This is a genomic window from Acidimicrobiales bacterium, assembly GCA_035531755.1.
Taxonomy (GTDB): Bacteria; Actinomycetota; Acidimicrobiia; order Acidimicrobiales; family UBA8190; genus DATKSK01.
The window spans coordinates 24847-49542 of record DATKSK010000001.1; the positions used below are offsets into that span (position 1 = coordinate 24847).

The window sequence follows — 24696 nt, forward strand, 5'->3', positions numbered from 1 at the left end:
CCGGCTTCCTCAGAAGTAGCGCGACCGCCGGGCCCGTGCGGGCCTGGCGCCGGCACCCTCGGAGCCTGCGGTCCTCAGGGCGCCGGCTGGGCGATGGCGTACACGGGGACGCCGTTGTACGGCGCCGAGTCGGCCGGCAGGAAGGGGCCGTTCACCACGACGTTGTAGGCGCCGTTCGGGAAGGGGCCGGCGTCGCCCTCGACGGTGATCACCGCGCCGTCCGGCCACACCTGCACGATGATCCCCGTGTGCACCGACGTGGCCGTGCTCTGGGGGCCGGTGCCGTAGAGCACGGCGTCGCCGGGAGCCGGCGTGGCACTTGCCGGGAGGAGGCGGCCGTGCGACGCCGCCCACGAGAAGATGCTGCCGGTGAAGGCCAGGGACGGCACCGGGATCCCGGCTTGCCCCCACACCCACGTGGCGAACAGCGCGCACCACGGTTCGCACGGCCCGTAGGGGTTGCAGAAGGCCCCCTTGGTGTTGTCCGGGTCGGGGCCGACCTGGTGCGCCGCCACCGACGTGATCGCCGACGAGCTGCCGAGCACGTACGGCGACGATCCCGCGAAGGAGTAGGACCAGTCGTCGGGTTGCAGGAGCCAGTAGCCCTTGCCGTCGGGGGTGGCGGCGATCGCCGTGACGGGGGAGACCGGCTGTGTCCCCGACGAGGAGCCGTATCCCTGGGCGTCGCCGAACGGGTAGACGGTCCCGTCGTTGCCCACCATCCAGTAGCCCTCGCCGCCGGGTGTGGTGGCGATGCCCGCGATCGAAGCCGGCATCGTCTCGCCGCCCATCGACCCGTAGAAGCCGGCATCGCCGAAGGCGAAGACGCCGCCGTCGGCGGCCACCATCCAGTACCCGTGGCCGCTCGGCGTGCTCGCCATGCCGGTCACAGCGGCGGCGATGTGCGTCGCCCCCATCGACCCGTAGAACCCGGCGTCGCCGAAGGCGAAGACCCCGCCGTCGGCGGCCACCATCCAGTACCCGTGGCCGCTCGGCGTGCTCGCCATGCCGACGATCGGCTCGTTGAGCGGCGTCGCCCCCATCGACCCGTAGAAGCCGGCGTCGCCGAAGGCGAAGACGCCGCCGTCGAGCGCGACCAACCAGTAGCCCCTGCCGCTCGGTGTGGGTGCCATGCCCACGATGGGCCCGTTGAGCGTGAGCGCCCCGAGCGACCCGTAGAAGCCGGCGTCGCCGAAGGCGAACACCCCGCCGTCGGTGCCCACCAGCCAGTAGCCGGCGCCGTCCGGGGTGGGGGCCATGCCGGTGACCATCGATGACAGGGTCATCGTCGGTGCGCTGTACCCGCGGGCGTCGCCGAACGGGACGACGCCCGAGCCGGCGAAGGGGTGCGTGGGCGGGCTGGCCGCCTCCGCCGGGGTGGGGAGCACCATCGTGACGAGCGAGGTGGCCAGGACGGTCAGGGCCGCCATGATCAGGGCGGTGCCGGTGGCCGGGAAGCCGGCGCGCCGCCGCCGGCGTGCCTGCTGCCCGGACGCGGGGGCATCGGGCGGAACGGTGCGCGGCACACGTGAATTGTCGGTCGGAGCGGTGCCGATCTGAAGTGTGGTCGGTGGTCGGCACCGGGCGGGGCGACCCCCGGATCGGGCCGTGTCGGCGCGCCCGGCTGGACCGAGGCCGGGCGGTGCGCCGGCGGTGTCGGCGGCTCGGGCGACGCGCCGGCGGTGTCGGCGGCGGCCTACGCGCCGGCGGTGTCGGCGGCGGCCACCACGGCGGCCCAACCCTGGCGCACGCTCGGGGACGCCGGTGCCCATCCGCTCGCCGCCACGAACCGTCGGTTGGCAACCCGTTGTGACCGGGTGAGGGCGGCGGCCTTGGCGCCGCCGAACTTCGCCAGACCTGCCGGCGCGATGCGCGGCGGCCGCACCCCCAGCGCGGTGGCGAGCGCCGCGAAGAACTCGCGACGCGTCAACGGCTCGTCGTCGCCCACGTTGTAGGTGCCCGGTGGCACCGCCAGCGCCGCCACCACCGCCGCCGCGGCGTCGTCGGTGGTGACCGACGACGTGTACCCGTCGGGCCCTGCGGCCATGGCAAGGCCTCGCTTCGCCATGGCGATCATGCCGAGCGTGCTGTCGCTGTCGGGACCGTAGAACGCGGCGAACCGAAGGACCACGCCGGTGGCGCCGGTCCCGGTCACGCGCGCCGCGTTGGCTTCGGCCACGGTGGCCGACCGCAGGTTGGCCACCGGCTCGACGGGGGACGACTCGTCCAGCCACCGGTCGCCGCCGTCGGCGTAGAGGAAGGTGATCGACTCCTGCACGTAGCGGCCCACATCGTGGGCCAGCACGGCTTGGACGAGGTTGGCAGACACCTCGCTCCTGATCCGGTCGTTCTCGGCCCACGCCCGGGGCATGGCCATGCGGGCGGAGGCGGGGATGTGGGTGGCCATGTTGCACACCGCGTCATGGCCGACCACCGCCCGGTCGACGGCGGTACGGTCGAACAGGTCGACCGTCACCGGGTGCGCGCCCAGGTCGCGCAGCAACGCTTGTCGTGCTGCGGAACGCGCCACCGCACTGACGTCGTGGCCGGCACCGACGAGGAGGCGAACGGCCCGGCGACCGACCACGCCGGTGGCGCCGGCGACGAACACCTTCATCGTCGCCGGCCCGACCGTCGACGTCCCCACCGTCGCCGGCGCGACGGACCCGGGCCCGACCGCCGTCGGTCACGCCATGGCCGGCCGCCGGGCTCCGGCCCCGGTGCGTGCGGCGCGATGTCGGGCACGCCCCGATGGTAGGCGGGGATGCCTCGCGGAGAGAGATCCGTCGTCGAGCACCAGCCCGTGGGTCGACGCTGCTGGGGCTCACGGAGCTCGACGGCCTCGCCCTCGAAAGATGTTGGCCCGTTGAGATTCGCCCGGCGCCTGCACGAGGCATCCCCCGACCTGTCACCACGGTGCGTCGCGGTCGGATTCGTCCTGAGCGTGAACCCGGAAAGCGCCCAGGCGTTGGGTAGCCTTGAGGTGCTCCTGCATTGGGTGAGGGTGAGGCGAGAGCGCGTGATATTCGTCGAGGTCTTCAGGCTTCTCTTGGTGATCGCCGGCACCATCGGCGGTCTCGCCGTGGGCAACCACGTCGGGAAGGAGACGACCGCGCCGGTGGTGGGCATCACGCTCGGCGCCCTGTTCTCCTACCTGCTCGGCGGCGTCATCGGGCGCCTGCTCGACCGCGGGTTGCGCGGCGCGGTGGGCCAGCTCCGCTCCATGCCTGCCAGTGAGGTGTTCGCCGGGTCCGTCGTCGGCACGACCGGCCTGCTTCTCGGCCTCGTGGCCGGGCTTCCCGTGATCGCTCTCGTGCACTCGAGCATCGACTACCCGTTGGTGGCCGCCTTCGCCTGGGTGCTGTGCGTCGCGGGCATCCGCATCGGCGTCACCAAGGGTCAGGAGATCGTGCGGGCGGCCGGTATGTCGCACCTGCTCGATCGCCCCGCCGAGCCACCGCCGGGGACGGCCCTGGTCGTCGACACCTCCGCCGTGATGGACCGGTACCTCATGGTCCTGGGGCGGTCGGGGCTCCTCGCCGGCGGCATCGTGCTGCCGCGTTTCGTGCTCGACGAGGTCCGCACCTTGTCGGAGAGCCCCGACCCGGTGGCGTCGCGCCGAGCCCGGCGGGGGCTCGAATCGATCGAGGCCCTCAGGGCCGGCGGCGTGGCCGTGTGGATCAGCGACGACGAGGTCCCGCAGTTCGACGACACCGCCCACCGTGTGATCGCGCTGGCCCACCGGTTGCACGTGCGCCTCGCCACCTGCTCGGTGGAGGTGGCCGACCGGGCCGAGGCCGAGGAGGTCGACATCGTCGACTTCCGCCGGCTGGCGACGGAGCTCTCGCCCGACCATCCCCCGGGCGAGCATCTCGTTATCGACCTCGTCAAGGAGGGCCGCCAGGCCCGCCAGGCCGTCGGCTACCTGCCCGAAGGGGACATGGTGGTGGTGAACGACGCCGTCCATCTGGTCGGCCGGACCGACATCGAGGTGGTGGTGTCCTCGGCGCGCCAGACGACCCAGGGACTGCTCGTCTTCGCCCACCTCTTCGATGGCGGCCCCTCGTTGGCGCGGCAGGCCGGGACCGGCTGACCGCCAGGGACCGGCTGACCGTCGGGGACCGGCTGACCGCCGGGGACCGGCTGACCGCCTGGGGCTTGGCCGCCCCACCCGAGGCAGCCTCAGGCGGCCTTGACCGCCGCCACCAACTTGGACAGGGAGTCCTTGGCGTCCCCGAAGAGCATGGTGGTCTTGGGGTCGTAGAGCAGCTCGTTGTCGATGCCCGCGAACCCGGGCCGCATCGACCGCTTCAGGAAGACGATGTTCACCGCCTGGTCGGCGTTGATGATCGGCATCCCGTAGATGGGGCTGCCCGGGGTGTTCTTCGCCGCCGGGTTGACCGTGTCGTTCGCCCCCACGACCAGTGCGACGTCGGTGGTGGCCATCTCCTGGTTGGCGTCGTCCATCTCCTCGAGCTGGTCGTACGGGACGTTCGCCTCGGCCAGGAGCACGTTCATGTGCCCCGGCATGCGGCCGGCCACCGGATGGATCGCGTAGTAGACCTCGACACCGCGCGCCGCCAGGGCGTCGGCGAGCTCGCGCGCCGTGTGCTGCGCCTGGGCCACGGCGAGCCCGTACCCGGGGATGATGGCGACCTTGCGGGCGTAGGCGAGGAGCACGCCGATGTCGTCGGCCGTGCCGGACCGCACCGAGCGACCCTCGGCGTCGGGGCCTTCGCCCGTCGCCGTGACGACCGAGCCGAAGGCGCTGAAGAGGATGTTGGCGAGCGAGCGCCCCATGGCCTGGCTCATCATCCGGGTGAGCAGCGTGCCCGACGCGCCGACGAGCGTCCCCGCCACGATGAGCAGCGTGCTGTTGAGGGTGAAGCCCGAGGCCGCCACGGCCAGGCCGGTGAAGGCGTTCAGCAGCGAGATGAGCACGGGGGTGTCGGCGCCGCCGATGGGCAGCACGAAGATGGCGCCCAGCACCAGCGACAGCACCAGCACCACCACGAGCACGGCCGTGCTGGCGGTCACGACCGTGACGACGAGCAGGGCGGCGATGGCGACGGCGATGGTGGCGTTGATGAGCTGCTGCGCCGGGTAGGTGATCGGCCGCCCCGTCATGAGCTCCTGCAACTTGGCGAAGGCGATCCCGCTGCCCGCGAAGGACACGGATCCCACGAGCACCCCGAACAGGATCTCGCAGATCTTGTAGATGGCGAGCGACTTGCCCGGCACCGAGATGAACTCGGTCACCGAGACCAGCGCGGCCGCGCCACCGCCGACGCCGTTGAAGATGGCGACCATCTGGGGCATGGCCGTCATCTTCACGAGACGCGCCGCGGGGACGCCGATCACCGCGCCGATCACGATGGCCACGATGATCAGCACGAGGTTGCGCGTATGCGAGTACACGACGGGCAGGGAGAAGGTCCATGCCACCGCGACGAGCATGCCGGTGGCCCCGACGATGTTCCCCAGCCGGGCGCGCTTGGGCGAGCTGAGGCCCTTCAGGGCGAGGACGAAGCCGACGATGGCGACCAGGTAGACGAGGTCGGTGGCGGTCGCCCGGCTCACGCCGCCGCCCCCTTGTCACCGGTGGCGCCGTCGGCCGTCGGTCCGGCCGGGGCCGCCTTGCGGTCGGTGGGCTTGGCCTTGAACATCTCGAGCATCCGGTCGGTCACCACGAAGCCGCCGACCACGTTCAGCGTGGCGAGGACGACGGCCAGGAACCCCAGGGTGAGCTGGGCGGCGCCGTGGGCCCCGCCCAGCACCACCATGGTGCCCACGAGGATGATGCCGTGGATGGCGTTGCTCCCCGACATCAGCGGGGTGTGCAGGATGCTCGGCACCTTGGAGACGACCTCGTAGCCGACGAAGGCGGCGAGGACGAAGACGGTGATGAAACCCATGAGGCCTGGGCCGAAGGCGGCGATGGCGGCGATCACGGCGCTCCCTCCTTGCCGGCGCCGGCGATCAGCTCGGCCGTCGGCTCGTGGACGACGGTGCCGGCACGCACCACGCAGCTGCCCTTCACGATCTCGTCGTCGAAGTCGGGCCGCAGCTCGCCCTCGGCCACGATCAGCGCCAGGAAGTTGGCCACGTTGCGCGAGAACAGGAAGCTGGCGTGCGTCGGCATCGCCGCGGGCGGGTTGGTGAGGCCGCACACGACCACGCCGTTGTGGTCGATGTCCTCGCCGGGCTCCGACAGCTCGCAGTTGCCGCCGCCGTCGGCGGCCATGTCGACGATGACCGATCCTTCCGCCATCCGCTCGACCATCGCCGTGGTGACGAGGATCGGTGCCTTGCGGCCCGGCACCGCCGCTGTGGTGATCACGACGTCCGACGCCGCCACCTCGTTGCCGATGAGCTCGCGCTGGCGGGCCAGGAACTCCTCGGACTGCTCGCGGGCGTAGCCGCCCGACCCCTCCTGGGACTCGAGCTCGAGCTCGACGAAGGCGGCGCCGAGTGACTGCACCTCTTCCTTGGCGGCGGCCCGCACGTCGTAGGCGCGCACCTGGGCGCCGAGGCGCCGGGCGGTGGCGATCGCCTGCAGGCCCGCCACGCCTGCGCCGAGCACCAGCACCTTGGCGGGGGGCACGGTGCCCGCCGCCGTCATGAACATCGGGAAGAACTTGGGGAGGCGCTCCGCCGCGGCCAGGGCGGACAGGTAGCCCGACACCGTCGCCTGCGACGACAGGGCGTCCATCGACTGGGCGCGGCTGATGCGGGGGACGAGGTCGAGGCTGAACGCGGTGGCCTTGCGCTGGACCAGTGCCCGGACCGTGTCCAACTGGGCGCCGGGCTGCAGGAAGCTCACGACCGTGGCCCCCTCGGCCAGCAGTTCGACCTCCTGCGGGGTCGGGGCCTGCACCTTGGCCACCAGGTCGGCGGCCGACAGGACCTCCCGGGCGCCGGCGCGGACGGTGGCGCCCTTGTCGACGTAGGCGCTGTCCGGGAAGTGGGCCAGGGCGCCCGCCCCCTCCTGCACGACGACCTCGACACCCGAGCCGGCCAGGCGACCGGCCACGTCGGGGATGAGGGCCACGCGCCGCTCGCCGGGTCGCGTTTCGGTGGGGACGGCGAGTTTCACGGTGGGCTATCAGAGCACGCCCCGGTGCTGATCCTCCACTTCACGCCTGCAGGGAGCCCCGTCCCGGCGCCCGGCGTCCCCGGCGCCCGGCGTCCCCGGCTGGCCGTGCCCGGCGTGGCGTCAGCCGGATTCGGAGCGATCGGTCCCCGCCAGGGCGGTCAGGAAGGCGGGGGACTCGCCCCCCCCGTGCACCTCGAGCGCCGCCCCCGACACGTACGACGCCAGGGGGGACGCCAGGAACAGGCACGCGCCGGCGACGTCCGCCGGGGTCCCCATGCGGCCCAGCGGGACCGTGGCCGCCACCGCGGCCAGTCCGGTCGCCCCCCCGTAGTGGTGGTCGGCCGCCTCGGTGGCCACCATGCCCGCCACCACGCAGTTGACGCGCACCTTCGGCGCCCACTCGACGGCGAGCGTGCGCGTCAGGTTGAGCAGGCCCGCCTTGGCGGCGCCGTAGGCGGCCGTCCCCGGCGACGGGCGCAGGGCCGAGACGCTGCCGATGTTCACGATCGAGCCCCCCGAGTCCTCCTGCATGACGCGGTTGGCGGCTTGCGCGCAGAAGAACGGCGCCAGGAGGTTGAGCGCGACGACCTGGGACACAAAGCGCGCCGACGCGTCGGCGGCCGGCACGGCGGGTGACCCGCCGGCGTTGTTGACGAGCACGTCGATGCGACCGTGGTGCTCGACCGTGGCCGCCACCACCCCGGCCGCCTGCTCCGCGTCGCGCACGTCGGCTGCCACGAACATGGCGCGGCGCCCGCCGCCGGTCGGCAGGGCGTCGGCTGGCGGTTCGGACCGGCCGCAGATGGTGACGTCCGCTCCGGCAGCGAGGAACGCCTCGGCGATGCCGCGCCCGATCCCGCGTGACCCGCCGGTCACGACCACCACCGATCCGGTGAAGTCCAGACCGCTGGTGGAGCCGGTTCCCCCGGTGCTGTCCGTTGCCTCGGTCACGGGCGCTCCTTGGCGACCACCGCGGCGATGGCCCGACCCGGGTGCAGAACCTAGCCAAGGAGGGCGCCGGGCCGGAGCCGGACCGGCTCGTTCCCTTGACGATCATGCAGCCCGAGGCGAGACTCACCCGCGGAGGGCGAGGGCGAGGGCGTCGGGAGGCGCTCTTCGGGGGGATCCGGAGGTGCGATGAGGACGACGACGCGTCACGCGTCACCGTTCTCGTTGCAGCACCTGCCCGCCCTCGACGGCATCCGCGGCGTCGCCGTGTTGGCGATCATCGCCGCCCACACCGTCGGCGCCATCCCCGGGGGCTTCCTCAGCGTCGACGTCTTCTTCGCGCTGTCGGGGTACCTGATCACGTCGCTGCTCGTCGCCGAGTGGCGCGGGCGCGGCACCGTCTCGCTGGCGCGCTTCTGGGGGCGCCGGGCACGGCGCCTGCTCCCCGCGCTGTTCCTGATGCTCACCGGCGTGGCCGTGGGCGCCGCGCTGTGGCCTCGCATCTTCGGCAGCCCGTCGCTGCGCGGCGACACCGTCGCCACCGTCTTGCAGGTGGCCAACTGGCACCTCATCGCCGGCCACACCGACTACTTCGCCAGGACGCCGCCGTTCTCGCCCTTGCTGCACACGTGGTCGCTCGCCATCGAGGAGCAGTTCTACCTGGTGTGGCCGCTGGTGGTGCTCGGGGTGCTCACCTTCCGCCGGCCGCGGTGGCTCGGGCGCCGCCGCGCGCCGGTCGGCGGTACCGGCTCCGGTGCCACGCGTGCCGCGGTCGCCGGGCGCGAGCCGGTGTGGCTCGCCGCCGCCGGCCCTGACGAAACTCGCCCCGACGCAACGATCTCCGACGCAACGATCCCCGACGCCGACCGCCGCCGGCGCCTGACCGTGCTCTTCGCCGTGGCCGCCGGCGGTGCTGTCGCCTCGGCGGCGTGGATGGCCGTGCTCACGCGCACCGGCGCCGACACGACGCGCAGCTACTACGCCAGCGACACCCGCGCCCAGGCGATCCTCGTCGGGGCCGCCCTCGCCGTCGCCGGCGTGCTGTGGGGGCCGGCCACCTCGCGGTCGGCGAGAGCGGCGCTGCGGGCCGCGGGGGTGGCCGGGGTGGCCGGCACGGCGCTGTTGTGGGCTCTGGTCCCGCAGGACTCCCTGTGGGCGTTCCGTGGCGGGTTCTTCGTGGCCGCGCTGTGCACCGCGGGGGTCATCGCCGCTGTCGCCGGGCTCCCGGGCACGCCCGTCGGCGCCGTGCTGGCATGGGGCCCGCTGCGCTACGTGGGCCGCATCTCCTACGGCATGTACCTCTGGTACTTCCCGCTGCTGTTGGTCCTGACCCCGCAGCGCGTGCACGCGTCGGGGGCGGCGCTGCTCGCCCTGCGCGTCGTCGTCATCGTGGCGGTCGCCACCGCCTCCGCGTACCTGGTGGAGCTGCCCATCCGGCGCGGCCGGCTCCCGGTGTGGTGGGCGCCGCTGGCGATGCCCACGGCGGCCGGCCTGGCCGTCCTGTCGACCTTCCTGGCCACGGTGGAGGTCACCGGGGTCGCGGCCGCCTCGGCGCGGTCCCACGGCGCCGAGCCGACGGCCGCGGCGCTGGCCGCCCCCGTCCGTGCCCAGCCCGTCAAGGTCCTCGTCGTGGGCGACTCCATGGCCGGCACCCTCGGTGTGGGGCTCGGCCGGGTGATGGCGGACTACGGGGTGGTGGCCGTGAACGAGGGGAGCCCGGGGTGCTCGGTGTCGATGGACGGGCAGGTCCGGGTGCTGTGGTTCACCGGTCCCCCCGGCGCGCCGTGCCAGGACGGTGACCCCGGGGCGCTCCTGGCCCAGTGGAAGGCGTGGGTCGACCAGTTCAATCCCGACGTCGTCGTGTACCTGGCCCGCAGCGACCTCCTCGACCAGCAGGAGGGTTCCACCTGGACGCACCTCGGCGACGCCGCCTTCGACGCCCACGTGGCCGACCGCTTCCGCCAGGCGGTCGCCGTGCTCGGCTCGCGCGGGGCCCACGTCGTCCTGCTCACCACTCCCGTGTACGACACCGGGCTCCAGCCGAGCGGTGCGCCCTGGCCCGAGGACGATCCCGGGCGGGTGCTCGTCGACAACCAGATCATCCGATCCGTCGCCACGGCGGGCGTCGCCACGGACGCCGTCGCCGGGCAGGCCGTCGCCAAGCGGGGCGTCGCGACGGCCTCCCGCGCCGGCGGTGCCGGCGGTGCCGACACCGCCGGAGGGGGGGTGACGGTATTCGACGTCGGCTCGTGGCTCTCGCCCGGCGGCAAGTACGCGACGACGGTCGACGGGGTGCGGACGCGCTGTGACGACGGCGTGCACCTCACGGTGGCCGGGGGGGAGTGGGTGGCGAGGCGCATCCTCCCCGAGGTCGCCCTGCTGGGCCGCCCGCACCAGGCGGCGTCACCGTCCGGGTCGTGGTCGGGCGACATCGCCCTCACCCCGCCGTCGTGGTACGCCGAGCTGCCCTGCGCCGTGGGCTGACCCCGACGGGCCGACGACGACGGGCCGATCCGCTCGTGCCCACCCGCGCCGGCCGACCCCTCGCCCCACGGACGCGCACGCTCCGGTCGGCGTCGGCGGGCGGGCGGTTCGCACCGCTCGGCGGCGACCGAATACCCTGCTCCGGCAGTACGGGCGTGCACCCTGCCCGTCGCCGGGTCCCGCCGGGGCCGCGGCCCGTCGATCCGGAGACGTCCATGGGCATCGAGACACACCAGCGCACGCCGGGCACGGCCGAGGTGGTCTTGGACGTGCCTCCGGTGAACGCCCTCGACGTGGCGTCGTGGTTCGCCTTCGCCGACGCCGTGCTGGCCGCGGGGAGCGATCCGTCGGTGCGGGTGGTCGTGGTGCGCGCCGAGGGCCGCGGGTTCTGCGCCGGGGTCGACATCAAGGAGATCCAGGCCAAGGGGGACGAAGCCCTGGTCGGCGTGAACCGGGGCTGCGCGGCCGCCTTCGCGGCGGTCTACGACTGCGAGGTCCCCGTCATCGCCGCCGTCCACGGCTTCTGCCTGGGCGGCGGCGTGGGCATCGCCGGCAACGCCGACATCGTGGTGGCTTCCGACGACGCCACCTTCGGCCTGCCCGAGGTCGACCGCGGCGCGCTGGGGGCGGCCACCCACCTCGCCCGGCTCGTGCCCCAGCACCGGATGCGCTCCATGGTGTACACCGCCGAGCCGGCGACGGCGGCCGAGCTGCACCACTACGGGTCCGTGCTGCGGGTGGTGCCCCGCGACCAGCTCGTCGACGCCGCCTACGAGGTGGCGGCGTCCATCGCCACCAAGAGCCCGACGATCATCCGCCGGGCCAAGGAGTCGCTCAACGGCATCGACCCCGTGGACGTGAAGCGCAGCTACCGCTACGAGCAGGGGTTCACCTACGAGCTGCACGTCCGGGGCGTGGCCGACGAGCAACGCCAGGCGTTCGTCGACAAGCGCGATGCCGACACCTCGTCATGACCGGCGGTCTCCGGTGACGGGCCCACGCCCGGCGCGGGGAACGACGTGAGCGACAAGCGCACGTCGCTCGACGACATGGTCGGCGAGCTGCGCGACGGCATGACGGTCGGCTTCGGCGGCTGGGGGTCGCGCCGCAAGCCCATGGCGGCGGTGCGGGCCGTGCTGCGCTCGGGCGTGCGCGACCTGACCGTGGTCGCCTACGGCGGGCCCGACGTCGGCGTGCTGTGCGCCGCCGGGCGCGTCCGCAAGGTGGTCTACGGGTTCGTGACCCTCGACTCCATCGCGCTGGACCCCCACTTCCGCGCCGCGCGCCAGCAGGGGACGATCGAGGCCATGGAGGTGGACGAGGGGATGTTCTACCTGGGCCTGCTGGCCGCCGCCCAGCGGCTGCCTTTCCTGCCCACCCGGGCGGGGCTCGGCTCCGACGTGCTGCGCGTCAACCCCGGGCTGAAGACGGTGCGCTCCCCCTACGACGACGGCGAGGAGCTCGTGGCCATGCCCGCGCTCACCCTCGACGCCGCCTTCGTGCACGTGAACCGGGCCGACACCCACGGCAACGGGCAGGTGCTCGGCCCCGACCCCTTCTTCGACGAGCTGTTCCTGGGGGCGGCGGTCCGTCGCTTCCTCACCGCCGAGACCGTCGTCGAGCCGGGCGGGCTCCTCCACCACGGCCCCATCCAGACCGTCACCGTCAGCCGCCTCCTCACCGACGCCGTCGCCGAGGCCCCCGGCGGCGCCCACTTCACGTCGTGCCCCCCCGACTACGACCGCGACGAGGGCTTCCAACGGCGATATGCCGCCGCCGCCGCCGACCCCGACGCCTGGGCGGCCTTCGACGCCCGCTACCTCCAGGCCGACGAGGCCGGCTACCGGGCCGCCGTCGACGAGGACACCGCCACCGACGGGGGTGCGTCGTGAGCGCCGACGAGGGTGTGACGCGCGCCGAGGTGTGCGCGGTGGCGTGCGCCGAAGCGTGGCGCGGCGACGGCGAGGTGATGGCGAGCCCGTTCGGCACCATCCCGGCCGTCGGGGCCCGCCTGGCCCGGCTGACGTTCGCGCCCGACCTGGTGCTGACCGACGGCGAGGCCGCCCTCATGGCCAACACGCCGGGCGTCTCCGCCCGGCGCGACGAGCTCGTGCTCGAGGCGTGGATGCCCTACCGGCGGGTGTTCGACGTGGTGTGGTCGGGCCGGCGCCACATCATGATGATGGCGTCGCAGGTGGACCGCTACGGGAACCAGAACCTGAGTGCCATCGGCGACTGGGCCCGGCCCAAGGCGCAGCTGATCGGGGTGCGCGGCGCGCCGGGCAACAGCGTCAACCACACCACCAGCTACTGGGTGCCCGCCCACTCGCCGCGCAGCTTCGTGGAGCACGTCGACATGGTGTGCGGGGTGGGCTACGACCGCGCCGCCGCTGCGGGGCCCGCGGCCACGCGCTTCCACGAGGTGCGGGTGGTGGTGTCGAACCTGGGCGTGTTCGACTTCGACACCCCCGACCACGCCATGCGCCTGCGCTCGGTGCACCCCGGCGTCACCGTCGACGAGGTCGTGGCCGCCACCGGGTTCGCGCTCGTGCTCCCCGATCCGGTGCCGGTGACCCGGGCCCCCACGGTCGACGAGCTCGAGCTGGTGCGCGAGGTCCTCGACCCCCGGCGGCTGCGCGACAAAGAGGTGGCGTCCTGACGCCGCCCGGCGCGGCGTCGCCGGGACCGCTCCCGGCGTCGCCCGAGCCCCACCCCGCGCTGCGCACGCGGCTGTGCGAGCTGGTGGGCGTGCGCTACCCCATGGTGCAGACGGGCATGGGATGGGTGGCCGGGCCCCGCCTGGTGGCCGCCACCGCCAACGCCGGTGCGCTCGGGATCCTGGCGTCGGCCACCATGACCGTCGACGAGCTGCGCGCCGCGGTGGCCGAGGTCCGGGCGCGCACCGGCGCCCCGTTCGGGGTGAACCTCCGCACCGACGCCGCCGACGTCGGCGAGCGCATCGCCGTGCTGCTCGACGCGGGCGTGAAGGTGGCGAGCTTCGCCCAGGCCCCGCGCGCCGAGATGGTGACCCGCCTGCGCGACGCCGGCGTGGTGGTCATCCCCACCGTGGGGGCGCGGCGCCATGCCGAGAAGGTCGCCGATTGGGGCGTGCACGGCGTCATCGCCCAGGGGGCGGAGGGCGGCGGCCACACCGGCCCGGTGCCGACGACCCTGCTGCTCCCCCAGGTGGTCGACGCCGTGGGCGACCGGGTGGTCGTCATCGGCGCGGGCGGCTTCTCGAGCGGCCGGGGGCTCGTGGCCGCCCTCGCCTACGGGGCGGCCGGCATCGCCATGGGCACCCGCTTCCTCCTCACGCAGGAGAGCACCGTCCCCGACGAGGTGAAGAAGGTCTACCTGGGCACCCCGGTCACCGGGACCGTCGTCACCACGCGGGTGGACGGCGCACCCCAGCGCGTCATCCGCACCGACGTCGTGGACCACCTCGAGGGTGCGGGACGCCTCGCCGCGCTGCCCCGGGCCCTGCGCAACGCCCTCGCCTTCCGGCGCCAGACCCACGCCTCCATCGGGGCGCTGCTGTCCGAGGGCCGGGCCATGAAGGAGGGCAACGAGATGTCCTGGGCCCAGGTGGTCATGGCCGCCAACGCCCCCATGATGACCAGGGCCGCCCTCGTCGACGGCCGCACGGACGTCGGGGTGCTGCCCACCGGCCAGGTCGTCGGTGTCATCGAGGAGCTCCCCACCGTGGCCGAGCTGGTGGCATCGGTGATCACCGAGGCCAACGCCACCCTCGAGCGCCTGGCCGGCTGATCCGTCGCAGGGGCGCCGGGAACTCCCGACGGGGGAGCGGACACTAGTGGTCGTGGACGCAGCGCCTTCCCGGGGAGACCGGGACCTCGGTGACCGGGAGCTGTGGGGGCGCGCCGCCGAGGACCCGGAGGCCTTCGGGACGGTGTTCGAGCGCCACGCCCGGGCGGTGTTCGCCTTCTGCGTGCGGCGGTGCGGTGACCGGGCGCTCGCCGAGGACCTGACGAGCATCGTCTTCCTCGAGGCCTGGAAGCAGCGTGCCGCCTTCGAGCCGACGGGCACGACGGTGCTGCCGTGGCTGCTCGGCATCGCCAACAACATGTGCCGCAACGCCACCCGGTCCCGCCGGCGCCACCGGGCCGCGCTGCGCCGGATCCCGCTCGGGCCGTCGGCCGCCGGTGTCGAGAACGACGTCGTCTCCCGGGTGGACACCGCTGCAGCCCTCGAGTCGGCACGCCGCGCCCTCGACGGCCTGTCGCGCCACGAGCGCGAGGTCGTGGTGCTCGTCTCGTGGAGCGACCTCACCTACGGCGAGGCTGCCGCCGCGCTGGGCGTGCCCGTCGGCACGGTCCGCTCGCGCCTCGCCCGGGCCCGCCGGAAGCTGCGCGCCGCGCGGGACCCGTCCGGCGGCACCGGCCAGGGCGCGCCGGACGGCGCCGTCGCCGCGCTGGTACGCCCCGCAGTGCTCGAACCGACCGTCTCGACAACGAAGGAGCCCACATGACCGACCTGCTCCCCCCTCCGGTGCCTTCCCTGAGCGACGACTGGGTCGCCCGCCGCCGCCACCATCTGGTCGCCGAGTTGTGCGTGCGTCCGCGACGACGGCGCCCGCTCGCCGCGACGATCGGCGTGGGCGCCGCCGTGGGTGGCGCGGCGGCGGTGGTGGCCGTGGTGGCGCCCGGCGCCCCCGCCGCCTTCGCCCGGTGGAACGCGTCGCCCACGGCGCCGGCGGCGGGCCAGGTAGCCACGGCGCAGGCCGCCTGCCAGGCACGCCTGGTCCCACTGACGACGGCGGAGCGGGGGGCCGCGTCCGGCTGGCAGCCCGCCGTGACCGACATCCGGGGTCCCTTCACGCTGTCGGTCTTCACCGCCGGCACGGCCACTGCCACCTGTCTCGACGACGGTTCGTTCGAGAGCGTGTCCGTGCGGGTGGGCCCGCAGCCGCCGCCTCCGCCCGCGGGCGGGGTGGTCGTCGACCAGGCGTCGTTCACGGCCCGCCAGGGCGAGCCCTTCACACTGGTGGTGGGGCGCGCCGGGGCCGGCGTGACCGCCGTCACCCTCGTGCGCGCCGACGGGAGCACCATCGAGACGAGCCTGGCCGACGGCCGGTTCGCGGCCTGGTGGCCCGGCGACGGCGCCGTGCGGGGGGCGGAGGCGTCCACGCCGACCGGCGTGGTGACGACGCCGCTGCACCTCCAGCCGCTCCAGCGGTACGGCGTGATGCCCGGCACGGGGAAGGGCGCGGGCACGCCCACCGCCGCCGGGTCATCCGTCGGGTCATAGCGTCGCCGGGAGTGACCGCTCTCAATCCCCGGCCGGCGCTTGCCGATGCCCAGCCCGTGGCGACCGCGGCGACACGACGGCGGCGGCCTGCGGCCGAGCACGGGTTCGGCCTGGCCGGGCTGATCCTCTCGCTGCTCGTGCTGGGCGCCGTCAGCGCCGCCGCCGTCATGGCCCTCGGCAGCGGGAGCGGTACCGGTCTGGGCGGGGCCGGCGGTCTGACCGGTGCGGGTGGCGGATCCGATGGGTCGTCCGGTCTGGGCTCGACCGTGTCTCGGGCCTACGACCTCGGGGCACAGACCACCTTGAAGACCGTCGAGCAGAACGTGCTCGACGCGTCGGTGGCCGGCGGCGGGTTCGCCGGGCTCGACCTCTCGCCGTACGGCGTGGTGGCGGGACCGTCGACGTCGGCGCAGACCGTGAGCGGCGTGCTGGCGGCCGGCGGGGACGGCGCCACCCTGGCGGTGCAGTCGCGCACCGGGACGTGCTGGCTCGCCTGGGTCTCCGCCGGCGCGTCGTGGTACGGGGCCGAGGTGCACGCGCCGTCGTGCGCGGCGGTCGCCCTCGACGGCGCGCCCACGGCGGGGACGTCGGGCGGGATCACGTGGCAGGCGGGGTCCTTCCCCGCGTCGTGACGGATGGCGCCTGGGGCGACCCGCCCTGGCGGCGCCACGGGCGTCGGCGCCGGGCGACGGGCGGGCTACGGGTTGCCCCGGACCTCCTGCACCAGCCATCCGTTGCCGTCGGGGTCGCCGAAGGAGAGGATCGAGCCGTAGTCGGCGCGGCCGGGATCGGGGCCGTCGACCTGGTTGCCCGACTCGAAGTGGTAGACCTCGCTGACGTCCGCGCCGCGTCCCGCCAGCTCGGCGCGCGCCGCCTCGATGCCGGGGACGACCAGGTGGAGCCCCTGGAGTGATCCCGGGGCCCCGGTGTTGCGCATGAGGGCGATCGAGCACGCCGAGCCCGGCGGGGTCAGCTGCACGACGCGGGATTCATCGCCGGCGCGGTGGTCGACGTCGAGGCGGAACCCGGCCTGCTCCATGGAGAAGGCCGTGGCGCGGTCGACGTCCGCCACCGGCACGACGAGCTCGAGCTTCCAGTCCACCTCAGCGCGCCGTGCGCAGGCGCTCCACCAGCGCCTCGGCCTGCTCGGCCAGGCGGGCCGCCTCGGACCCGCCGGCGCCGCCCTCGACGAGCCGCGACAGCCCGGCCACGAGCGTGGCCAGCTCGACGAGCGCCTCGCTCGACTCGTGGATCTTCACCGTCGAGAACGGGAAGGCGACCGTGACCTTGGTCGTGGGCGTCACGATCGCCGGCGGGGTCTTGTGTCCGGCTCCCTCCGCACCCGCGCCCTTCGGCGACCCTGTGCCGTCGGCCGGCACTACCCGAGGCGCTCGATGATGGTGGCGTTGGCCTGGCCGCCGCCTTCGCACATGGTCTGCAGGCCGTAGCGCCCGCCGGTGCGTTCGAGCTCGTTGAGCAGCGTCGCCATGAGGCGCGCCCCCGAGCACCCCGTCGGGTGCCCGATGGCGATGGCCCCCCCGTTCGGGTTGACCTTGGCCATGTCGGGGTGCAGCTCCCGCTCCCACGCCAGCACCACCGAGGCGAAGGCCTCGTTGATCTCCACGGCGTCCATGTCCTCCAGCCGGAGCTTGGCCTTCTCGAGCACCAGCCGGGTGGCGGGGATGGGGGCGGTGAGCATGATGACCGGGTCGTTGGCGGCCACCGCGAAGGTGTGGAACCGCGCACGCGGCCGCAGCCCCAGGGACTCGGCGCGCTCCTCGCTCATGACGAGGACGGCCGCCGCCCCGTCGGAGATCTGTGACGACGTCCCCGCCGTGACCAGCCCGTCCTCGGCGAACGCGGGGCGCAGGCCGGCCAGCTTCTCGAGGCTGGTGTCGCGTCGCACCCCCTCGTCGACGTCGAGGACGGTGTCGCCGTCGGGGCCCGGGGCGGCCAGGGGCACGATCTCGTTGGCGAACCGGCCCTCGTCGTGGGCGCGCGCCGCACGTCGGTGCGACTCCAGCGCGAAGGCGTCCATCTCCTCGCGACCCACCCCCCAGCGCCGGGCGATCTCCTCCGCCGAGAGCCCCTGGTGGATGAAGTCGAAGCGGGCGTGGACCGTCGGGCCGTAGGCCTCGCCGGGCCCCGGGTCGGTGGTGGAGCCGATCGGGACGCGCGTCATCGACTCGATGCCGGCGCCGATGACGATGTCCATGGCGCCCGCCATGACCGCCTGTGCGGCGAAGTGGACCGCCTGCTGGGCCGAGCCGCACTGGCGGTCGACGGTGGTCCCCGGCACGGTGTCGGGGAACCCGGCGGCCAGCGCGGCGTTGCGGCCGATGTTCATGGCCTGCTCGCCCACGGTCATGGTGCACCCCATCACCACGTCCTCGACGAGGGCGGGGTCGAGGCCGGTGCGCTCGACGAGCGCCTTCAGCGGGGCGGCGGCGAGGTCGACCGGGTGCCAGCCCGACAGCCGGCCGTTGCGGCGCCCGACCGGGGTGCGCACCGCGTCGACGATGACGGCGTTGGGCATCGAGACCTCCTCCGCCCGGGTCCACCACCCCGGGCCTGGCGCGGCCGGATCGGTCCGTCCGACCGCGTCGATTGTTGCCCAGAATCTGGCGGTGTGTCAGATTCCTCGTCCGATGGATCTCCGGTTCACGTCCGAGCAGGAGCGCTTGCGCGCCGAGGCCCGGGCCTGGCTCGAGGCCAACACCCCGGACCGGGCCGGGGGCCCCGGGCCGCTGCCCTCGCTCGACACCGCCGCCGGGTTCGAGGCCCACCGGGCGTGGGAGCGGACCATGTTCGACGCCGGGTGGTCGGTGGTGTCGTGGCCGGCGCAGTACGGCGGGCGCGGCGCCGGGCTGATCGAGTGGCTCGTGTTCGAGGAGGAGTACTACCGGGCCCGGGCCCCCACCCGGGTGGGGCAGAACGGCATCTTCCTGCTGGCCCCCACGCTCTTCGAGTTCGGGACCCCCGAGCAGAAGGACCGGTACCTCCCGCCCATGGCGTCGGGCGAGGAGATCTGGTGCCAGGGGTGGTCCGAGCCCGACGCCGGCAGCGACCTCGCCGCCATCCGCAGCCGCGCCGCGCGCCGCGGGGACGCGTGGGTCCTGAACGGGCAGAAGACGTGGTGCTCGCGCGGCGCCTTCGCCGACTGGATCTTCGCCCTGTTCCGTTCCGACCCCGAGGGCGAGCGCCATCGCGGCCTCACCTACTTCCTCGTGCCCATGGACGCGCCCGGTGTGACCGTGCGCCCGATCGCCCAGCTCGACGGCGAGACGGGGTTCGCCGAGGTCTTCTTCGAGGACGTGGAGGTGCCCGACGCCCAGGTGCTCGGCCAGGTCGGCCAGGGATGGGGGGTGGCCATGGCCACGGCCGGCTCCGAGCGCGGCCTGTCGTTGCGCAGCCCCGCCCGGTACACCGAGGCGGCGGCGCGGCTGGTCGAGCTGTACCGACGCTGCGCCGCCGAGGACCCGGTGCGCGCCGCGCGCAGCGCCGACGCCGTGGGGCGCGCCGTGATCGACGCCGAGGCGTACCGGCTCCACACGTACTGGACCGCCACCCGCGTCCTGGACGGCGCCACGGTGGGGCCCGAGGCGTCGATGAACAAGATCTTCTGGTCCGAGACCGACCTGCTCGTCCACGCCACCGCGCTCGAGCTCCTGGGGGCCGGCGCCGAGCTGCTCGAGGACGACGGACGCCCGCCGGCGTGGCTCGACGGGTTCCTCTTCGCCCTGGCCGGCCCCATCTACGCCGGCACCAACGAGATCCAGCGCAATGTGGTGGCCGAGCGCGTCCTCGGCCTGCCGCGGGCCTGAGCGTCAGCCGCCGGTGCACTTCGCCTTCGACGAGCAGCAGCTCGAGTTCCGCGCCCAGCTGCGCGCCTTCGCGGAGAAGGAGTGCCCGCCCGCCCAGGTCCGTGAGGCGTGGGCGTCCGAGCTCGGCTGGTCCCGCCCGCGCTGGACGGCGCTGGCGGAGATGGGCGTCGTCGGGCTCACCGTCCCCGCCGAGCACGGGGGGATGGGGTTGGGCCTCGTCGACCTCGTGCTCCTGCTGGAGGAGGCCGGCCGGGCCGGCCTGCCCGAGCCCGTGCTCGAGACGACGGCGCTGGGCGTCCCGCTGCTGCTCGCCGTGCCCGGCCCGGTCGGTGACGCCGCCCGTCGGCGGTGGCTGCCGGCGGTGGCGGCCGGTGAGGCGGTCGTGGCCGTCGGGACCTCGTCGATGCCGGCCGTCCCCGGCGCGGGGGGCGCCGACCTGCTGCTGCTCGAGCACGGCGGAGACGTCCACGCCGTCCCCGCCGCGGTGGTCTCGCTCACGCCCCGCCCCGCGCTCGACGGCGCCCGCCGGGTGGCGGCCGTCGACTGGGAGCCGTCGGCCGGCACCGTGGTGGCGTCCGGCGCGTCGGCCCGGGGGGCCCTCGCCGGCCTCGGGGACCGGGCGGCGATGGGCACCGGGGCGGTGTTGGTGGGCGTCGCCGACCGCATGATCGCCATGGCGGCGCGCTACGCCGTCGAGCGGACGCAGTTCGGCAAGCCCATCGGCTCGTTCCAGGCCGTGAAGCACCACCTGGCCGGCGCCCTGGTGCGCGTCGAGTTCGCCCGTCCGGCCGTCTACCGCGCAGCCTGGTCGCTCGACGCGGGCGACCCCGACGCCGGCCTGCACGCGTCGATGGCCAAGGCGCTGGCGTCGGACGCCGCCCTGCTGGCGGCGCGCACCGCGCTCCAGGTGCACGGGGCCATCGGGTACACCTGGGAGCACGACCTCCACCTGTGGATGAAGCGGGCGTGGTCGCTGGCGCCCGCGTGGGGAGACGCCGCCCATCACCGGGCCCGGGTGCTCGAGCTCCTGGCCGGGCGGGACTAGCGTCGGACTAGCGCCGGGCTAGCGCGGGGTCAGCCCTCGCCGCGCAGCTGCCGGTAGATCGTCTCGGAGTCGAAGTAGACGCGCTCGCACACGATGCGGTCGCCCTCGAACTCGAACAGCGCCACCATGGGGCACCGGAACGCCCGGCCCGTCGGCTCCTCGCCGGTCAGCGATCCCAGGTGGGTCCCCAGCAGGTCGAACTCGACGACGATGGTGTCGCCGGCGTCGTGGAGGGCGCGCACCTCGTTGCGCTGGTCCGGGAACACCGCCCGCGACCGCGCGTAGTACTCCCTGACCTCGTCGGCGCCGTCGTAGACCTGGCCCGTGCCGACGAGCTCGTAGCGGGGATGCGAGAACGTGGCCAGGGTGTCGTCGAACCGCAGCTCGTTCTCGGCGGCCATGTGCTCGCGGACGACGGCCTCGCGGCTGGTGCGCAGGTCGGCTGGTGGCGAGCTCATCCTCGACCTCCGATCGTCGGTCCCGGCTCCGCCCGGTGGCGCGAGGCCCGGGTGCCGCGCCGGCGGCGCGAGGCGGGGGCTGCGGGCAGACGGTAGTTCGCCCCGGACCGGGCGGCCGCTGCCGGTTCGGGGGCGCGGGCCCCGCTCCCGGCGCCGGAGGCCGTAGGCTGCAGACATGGGAGAGAAGTCACGACCGACCGGCGAGGCGAAGAAGCCCGGCCGGAGCCTCAAGGAGAAGCGGGCGGCCAAGCACGAGAAGCAGGCGGCCCAGAAGCAGCAGCGCAAGTCCTGGGACGGCAAGTAGCCCGGTAGCTCAGGGCCTCCAGAGGCCGGCGGCGTCGACGAACGGCGCCGTGCACGGGTGACCGTCGGCCACCCGCAGTCGCGGGGCGCGCCCGGTCTCGGCCGGCACGGCCACGAGGGTCGACGACCGTGTCCCGTACGACTCGGTGTGCACGCACGCCGCCAGGGTCTCGACAGCCCGGCCCGCCTCCGCCGGCGTGACCGTGCCCGGCACGCTGTGGTCCGCGAGCACCGATCGCACCACCTCGAGCAGGTCGTCGCCACGGCGGTCGGCGGCGTCGCCCAGCAGGGCCCGCACGTGGTCGACCTTGGCGGACCGGGTGTGGAGGGGGTTGTTCTCCAGGATGTGGATCCCGGCGCCGAGCTCCTCCACCTCGACCTGCCCGTCGCCGGTCATGTCCAGCGCGTAGAGGGTGGTGCGGTCGCCGACGAGGAGCCACGCCGGGTTGTAGTCGGCCGGCCGCAGCCGGGCCGCCACGTCGTCGACGGCGGCCGCCGCGTCGGCGTGCCCCGCCAGGGCGAGCGGGAGCTCGCCGCGCGACCGCTTGGAGGGGTCGCGGCCGTCGGGGGAGGGCCGGTTGGTGAGCCCGGCCACCACGCCGTGCTCGTTCACGGCCAGCCAGGTCCCGCCGGCCTGCTCGTCGCGACCGCCGAGCACCCGGGGGCCGCCCTCGCGCAGCACGGTCATGGCCGTGGCGGGCCGGTCGAGGCGCTCGTCGCGGTTGGCCCCGATCACGAGGGGCGCGCCCGGGTCGAGGCCGAAGACCACGACGAGCAGGCACATCACCGCCAGGGTAGCGGCGCCCAGCTTTGCACCCGAACCCCCTCGTGCACCAAGAATCGGCGAGTTGCACCAAGAAATGGCGGGGGGCTACCCCGAGTTGCCAGAGAGGATGCTTACCCGAGGCCAACCCACCAAGCCGTCGTGCCTTCGTAGCCGATCTGACGAGGGGCAGATGTGCCGGCGTTCGGCTGACTAATCCTCGGGATCGCGGCCGATCGTTTCCTCGTACTGATCGTCCACGACGAGATCGATAATCTCGATTCCAGTCGTCCCGATCCGTGCCGCATAGAAGGCCATCGCTGGGAAGTACGTCCCAACCGTCATGTGGAAGCGAATACCCGCCGCCTCCTCGAGGGCGTTGTCGAATTCGCGTTCAAAATAGGCCGTAGCGGCAGCTAGTGGACCGGTCTCAAACAACTCGTAACTCGGCTTGCCTTCCGCCGAACCCCCGACCGGGAACCGCCCTCGGGCCTCTCGGAGAACTTCATCGGAGACGGTGACGCTTTCGCGCTCACCGGGCCACGGCACCAATGACTCTCAATTAGCCCGAAAGACCCAGTCTCTGAGACAGTTCCTGGGCGCGTGTGCGGGTCTTTTCCGTTGAAACTGCCTTCTTGGCGAGAAAGGCAGACGGCAGGGGGATGTCCTCCCCCTCTTCGACCATCCGCCACCCCATTTCCTCGTGGGACATGTCGGACACTTCCTTGGCGGTCTTCCCCCAAAGCGCCTGCACTACTTGATCCGTGACGCGCAGCTCGTCGCCTGTGAATCTGGTGAGGTCGGCTGGGCGCTTTGGGACCAGCCGATGGAGGGGGCGCCCGAAGTAGTCGTCAATTCGCAGATATGCCGCGTCCTCGGCGATGAGCCGGTCACGGATGGGCGCTAGGTGACGGGGGGCAGGACCGTTCTCCAACTTCTGGTACGGCTCCCCAGTGATGGGCACCCCGTAGGCACGGATATGCGAGAACTCCGCGAAGAACAGGATCTTGTTGACCTTGGTAGCTCCACCGGGGAGGTCGTCCAGCTCCTTCTCGGCAACGTAAAGAAGGAGCTCGGCGAGCTTGGTCTCGTCGGGCTCGGCCCAGGGGTCCATTGAGCTTCCATAATGGCGCGGTCCGCGCGTCGCCCGCGGGGATGATCCAAGGCTCCGAATCACAAGACAAGGTCTATCGAACAGGTGTTCGGTTGCCCTAATCCCCCTGGTCACTGGCCTTTAGGTGCAGCCTGGGCAAACTGACACGCCGTCAGATGCATGGCTATGCTCGCTCGCGTGGCCGACCTGCCGTTGATCATCTCCGTCGACGACCACGTGGTGGAGCCCGCCAACGTGTGGCAGGACCGGCTCCCGGCCCGGTACCGCGACGTCGGGCCCCGCATCGTCAGGGCACCCATGGGCGAGATCACGTTCGTGGGCGGGAAGCTGACCGTGGCGCCGGGGTCCGAGGGCGTCCCCACCGACTGGTGGTACTACGAAGAGCTTCGCCGCCCGTTGCTGCGGCTCGACGCCGCCGTGGGCGTGCCCCGTGACGAGGTGACCATCACGGGCGTGACGTACGAGGACATGCGTCCCGGCGCGTACCAGGTGAAGCCGCGCCTGGAGGACATGGACCTGAACCACGTCGAGGCGTCGCTGTGCTTCCCGACCTTCCCCCGCTTCTGCGGCCAGACCTTCACCGAGGCCCAGGACAAGGAGCTCGGCCTGCTGTGCGTGCAGGCCTACAACGACTGGATGGTGGAGGAGTGGTGCGCCGAGTCCGGCGGCCGCCTCATCCCGTTGTGCCTCATCCCCCTGTGGGACGCCGAGCTCGCCGCCGCCGAGGTCCGGCGCAACGCGGCGCGCGGGGTGCGAGCGGTGTGCTTCAGCGAGATCCCGCCGTTCCTCGGGCTCCCGTCGGTGCACGACCCCGACAACTACTGGGACCCGTTCTTCCGCGCCTGTGCCGAGACACGGACGGTCGTCAACATGCACATCGGCTCGTCCTCGAAGATGCCGTCCACGTCGGCCGACGCCCCTCCGGCGGTGGGCTCGACGCTGACCCACACCAACGCCACCTTCTCGCTCGTCGACTTCCTCTTCTCCGGCGTGCTGGTGCGCTTCCCGACGCTGATGCTGGCGTACTCCGAGGGCCAGATCGGTTGGATCCCCTACATCCTCGAGCGCGCCGACAAGGTGTGGGAGGAGAACCGCGGATGGGGCGGGGTGGCCGACAAGGTGCCCGAGCCGCCCTCGACCTACTTCCGGCGCCAGGTGTACGGCTGTTTCTTCGACGACGCCCACGGTCTGCGGTCCGTGGACGAGATCGGGGCCGACAACATCACCTACGAGTCGGACTACCCCCATTCGGACTCGACGTGGCCCCACACCCGGGAGATCGCCGAGCGCCAGATGGCCGCCCTCGACGACGACACGCGCCGCAAGATCGTCCGGGGCAACGCCATCCGGCTCTTCGGGCTCGACCACCTGGCGCCGTAGGCGGGCGCGGGCT

Annotated in this window: 26 protein-coding genes; 13 read left to right on the forward strand and 13 right to left on the reverse strand. The window is 73.6% G+C overall.

Annotated features, from left to right (window positions below; all coding sequences use genetic code 11):
* Window positions 1–74: 74 nt before the first annotated feature.
* Both VMV22_00120 and VMV22_00125 read right to left on the reverse strand, forming a co-directional pair.
* On the reverse strand, window positions 75–1526 hold the full coding sequence (locus VMV22_00120; GenBank protein ID HUY20721.1) for a CHAP domain-containing protein: 1452 nt from the start codon (window positions 1524–1526) through the stop codon (window positions 75–77).
* A 170-nt stretch (window positions 1527–1696) separates the two neighbouring features.
* On the reverse strand, window positions 1697–2617 hold the full coding sequence (locus VMV22_00125) for an NAD-dependent epimerase/dehydratase family protein (protein HUY20722.1): 921 nt from the start codon (window positions 2615–2617) through the stop codon (window positions 1697–1699).
* A 402-nt stretch (window positions 2618–3019) separates the two neighbouring features.
* Here VMV22_00125 and VMV22_00130 point away from each other — a divergent pair, with 402 nt between their 5' ends.
* On the forward strand, window positions 3020–4093 hold the full coding sequence (locus VMV22_00130; protein HUY20723.1) for a hypothetical protein: 1074 nt from the start codon (window positions 3020–3022) through the stop codon (window positions 4091–4093).
* Between the two features lie 89 nt (window positions 4094–4182).
* Here VMV22_00130 and VMV22_00135 read toward each other — a convergent pair whose 3' ends face one another.
* The 4 genes from VMV22_00135 to VMV22_00150 all read right to left on the reverse strand — a co-directional run bounded on the left by VMV22_00135 (window position 4183) and on the right by VMV22_00150 (window position 8047).
* Window positions 4183–5580: an NAD(P)(+) transhydrogenase (Re/Si-specific) subunit beta gene (locus VMV22_00135; protein ID HUY20724.1), complete on the reverse strand. Its 1398-nt coding sequence runs from the start codon at window positions 5578–5580 to the stop codon at window positions 4183–4185.
* Window positions 5577–5951 (reverse strand): NAD(P) transhydrogenase subunit alpha, encoded by a 375-nt coding sequence (locus tag VMV22_00140; protein ID HUY20725.1) that lies wholly within the window; start codon window positions 5949–5951, stop codon window positions 5577–5579. Before VMV22_00140 ends, VMV22_00135 begins: the two co-directional genes overlap by 4 nt.
* Window positions 5948–7096, reverse strand: a complete 1149-nt coding sequence (locus tag VMV22_00145) for a Re/Si-specific NAD(P)(+) transhydrogenase subunit alpha (protein ID HUY20726.1) — start codon at window positions 7094–7096, stop codon at window positions 5948–5950. Before VMV22_00145 ends, VMV22_00140 begins: the two co-directional genes overlap by 4 nt.
* A gap of 120 nt (window positions 7097–7216) precedes the next feature.
* Entirely contained in the window at window positions 7217–8047 is an 831-nt protein-coding gene (locus VMV22_00150) for an SDR family oxidoreductase (protein HUY20727.1), read from the reverse strand.
* A 186-nt stretch (window positions 8048–8233) separates the two neighbouring features.
* Between VMV22_00150 and VMV22_00155 the strand changes: the two genes are divergently transcribed.
* The 8 genes from VMV22_00155 to VMV22_00190 all read left to right on the forward strand — a co-directional run bounded on the left by VMV22_00155 (window position 8234) and on the right by VMV22_00190 (window position 16428).
* Window positions 8234–10528: an acyltransferase family protein gene (locus VMV22_00155; protein ID HUY20728.1), complete on the forward strand. Its 2295-nt coding sequence runs from the start codon at window positions 8234–8236 to the stop codon at window positions 10526–10528.
* A gap of 215 nt (window positions 10529–10743) precedes the next feature.
* Window positions 10744–11502 (forward strand): enoyl-CoA hydratase family protein, encoded by a 759-nt coding sequence (locus tag VMV22_00160; protein ID HUY20729.1) that lies wholly within the window; start codon window positions 10744–10746, stop codon window positions 11500–11502.
* A 45-nt stretch (window positions 11503–11547) separates the two neighbouring features.
* The gene (locus VMV22_00165; protein ID HUY20730.1) at window positions 11548–12420 is read left to right on the forward strand and encodes a CoA-transferase; all 873 of its coding nucleotides are present in this window, start codon (window positions 11548–11550) and stop codon (window positions 12418–12420) included.
* Window positions 12417–13187 carry a CoA-transferase gene (locus tag VMV22_00170; protein ID HUY20731.1) on the forward strand — a complete coding sequence of 257 codons (771 nt, stop codon included), beginning with the start codon at window positions 12417–12419 and terminating at the stop codon, window positions 13185–13187. Before VMV22_00165 ends, VMV22_00170 begins: the two co-directional genes overlap by 4 nt.
* Window positions 13184–14296: a nitronate monooxygenase gene (locus VMV22_00175; GenBank protein HUY20732.1), complete on the forward strand. Its 1113-nt coding sequence runs from the start codon at window positions 13184–13186 to the stop codon at window positions 14294–14296. Before VMV22_00170 ends, VMV22_00175 begins: the two co-directional genes overlap by 4 nt.
* 52 nt (window positions 14297–14348) lie before the next feature.
* Window positions 14349–15017 (forward strand): RNA polymerase sigma factor, encoded by a 669-nt coding sequence (locus VMV22_00180; protein HUY20733.1) that lies wholly within the window; start codon window positions 14349–14351, stop codon window positions 15015–15017.
* Window positions 15014–15796: a hypothetical protein gene (locus VMV22_00185; GenBank protein ID HUY20734.1), complete on the forward strand. Its 783-nt coding sequence runs from the start codon at window positions 15014–15016 to the stop codon at window positions 15794–15796. The genes VMV22_00180 and VMV22_00185 overlap by 4 nt, the downstream gene beginning before the upstream one ends.
* Window positions 15797–15807: 11 nt before the next feature.
* Window positions 15808–16428, forward strand: coding sequence for a hypothetical protein (locus VMV22_00190; protein ID HUY20735.1), 621 nt, complete (start codon window positions 15808–15810; stop codon window positions 16426–16428).
* A 65-nt stretch (window positions 16429–16493) separates the two neighbouring features.
* On the opposite strand, the gene VMV22_00195 is transcribed toward VMV22_00190, so the two are convergent.
* The 3 genes from VMV22_00195 to VMV22_00205 form a co-directional block, all read right to left on the reverse strand.
* On the reverse strand, window positions 16494–16898 hold the full coding sequence (locus VMV22_00195) for a glyoxalase (GenBank protein HUY20736.1): 405 nt from the start codon (window positions 16896–16898) through the stop codon (window positions 16494–16496).
* Between the two features lies 1 nt (window position 16899).
* Window positions 16900–17100 (reverse strand): hypothetical protein, encoded by a 201-nt coding sequence (locus tag VMV22_00200; GenBank protein ID HUY20737.1) that lies wholly within the window; start codon window positions 17098–17100, stop codon window positions 16900–16902.
* Window positions 17101–17174: 74 nt separating this feature from the next.
* The gene (locus VMV22_00205) at window positions 17175–18332 is read right to left on the reverse strand and encodes a thiolase family protein (GenBank protein HUY20738.1); all 1158 of its coding nucleotides are present in this window, start codon (window positions 18330–18332) and stop codon (window positions 17175–17177) included.
* A gap of 112 nt (window positions 18333–18444) precedes the next feature.
* Here VMV22_00205 and VMV22_00210 point away from each other — a divergent pair, with 112 nt between their 5' ends.
* The gene (locus tag VMV22_00210) at window positions 18445–19620 is read left to right on the forward strand and encodes an acyl-CoA dehydrogenase family protein (protein HUY20739.1); all 1176 of its coding nucleotides are present in this window, start codon (window positions 18445–18447) and stop codon (window positions 19618–19620) included.
* 13 nt (window positions 19621–19633) lie between these two features.
* Window positions 19634–20665 carry an acyl-CoA dehydrogenase family protein gene (locus VMV22_00215; protein ID HUY20740.1) on the forward strand — a complete coding sequence of 344 codons (1032 nt, stop codon included), beginning with the start codon at window positions 19634–19636 and terminating at the stop codon, window positions 20663–20665.
* Window positions 20666–20694: 29 nt separating this feature from the next.
* On the opposite strand, the gene VMV22_00220 is transcribed toward VMV22_00215, so the two are convergent.
* On the reverse strand, window positions 20695–21123 hold the full coding sequence (locus tag VMV22_00220) for an ester cyclase (GenBank protein HUY20741.1): 429 nt from the start codon (window positions 21121–21123) through the stop codon (window positions 20695–20697).
* A 175-nt stretch (window positions 21124–21298) separates the two neighbouring features.
* Between VMV22_00220 and VMV22_00225 the strand changes: the two genes are divergently transcribed.
* Window positions 21299–21427 (forward strand): hypothetical protein, encoded by a 129-nt coding sequence (locus VMV22_00225; GenBank protein HUY20742.1) that lies wholly within the window; start codon window positions 21299–21301, stop codon window positions 21425–21427.
* Window positions 21428–21436: 9 nt separating this feature from the next.
* Here VMV22_00225 and VMV22_00230 read toward each other — a convergent pair whose 3' ends face one another.
* From VMV22_00230 to VMV22_00240, 3 genes are all read right to left on the reverse strand, one after another.
* On the reverse strand, window positions 21437–22210 hold the full coding sequence (locus VMV22_00230) for an NRDE family protein (protein ID HUY20743.1): 774 nt from the start codon (window positions 22208–22210) through the stop codon (window positions 21437–21439).
* Between the two features lie 192 nt (window positions 22211–22402).
* Window positions 22403–22738: a hypothetical protein gene (locus VMV22_00235; GenBank protein ID HUY20744.1), complete on the reverse strand. Its 336-nt coding sequence runs from the start codon at window positions 22736–22738 to the stop codon at window positions 22403–22405.
* Between the two features lie 13 nt (window positions 22739–22751).
* Window positions 22752–23303 carry a Panacea domain-containing protein gene (locus tag VMV22_00240; GenBank protein HUY20745.1) on the reverse strand — a complete coding sequence of 184 codons (552 nt, stop codon included), beginning with the start codon at window positions 23301–23303 and terminating at the stop codon, window positions 22752–22754.
* Window positions 23304–23480: 177 nt separating this feature from the next.
* Between VMV22_00240 and VMV22_00245 the strand changes: the two genes are divergently transcribed.
* A complete protein-coding gene (locus VMV22_00245) occupies window positions 23481–24683 on the forward strand; it encodes an amidohydrolase family protein (GenBank protein HUY20746.1) in 1203 nt (400 codons plus the stop codon).
* Window positions 24684–24696: the final 13 nt, after the last annotated feature.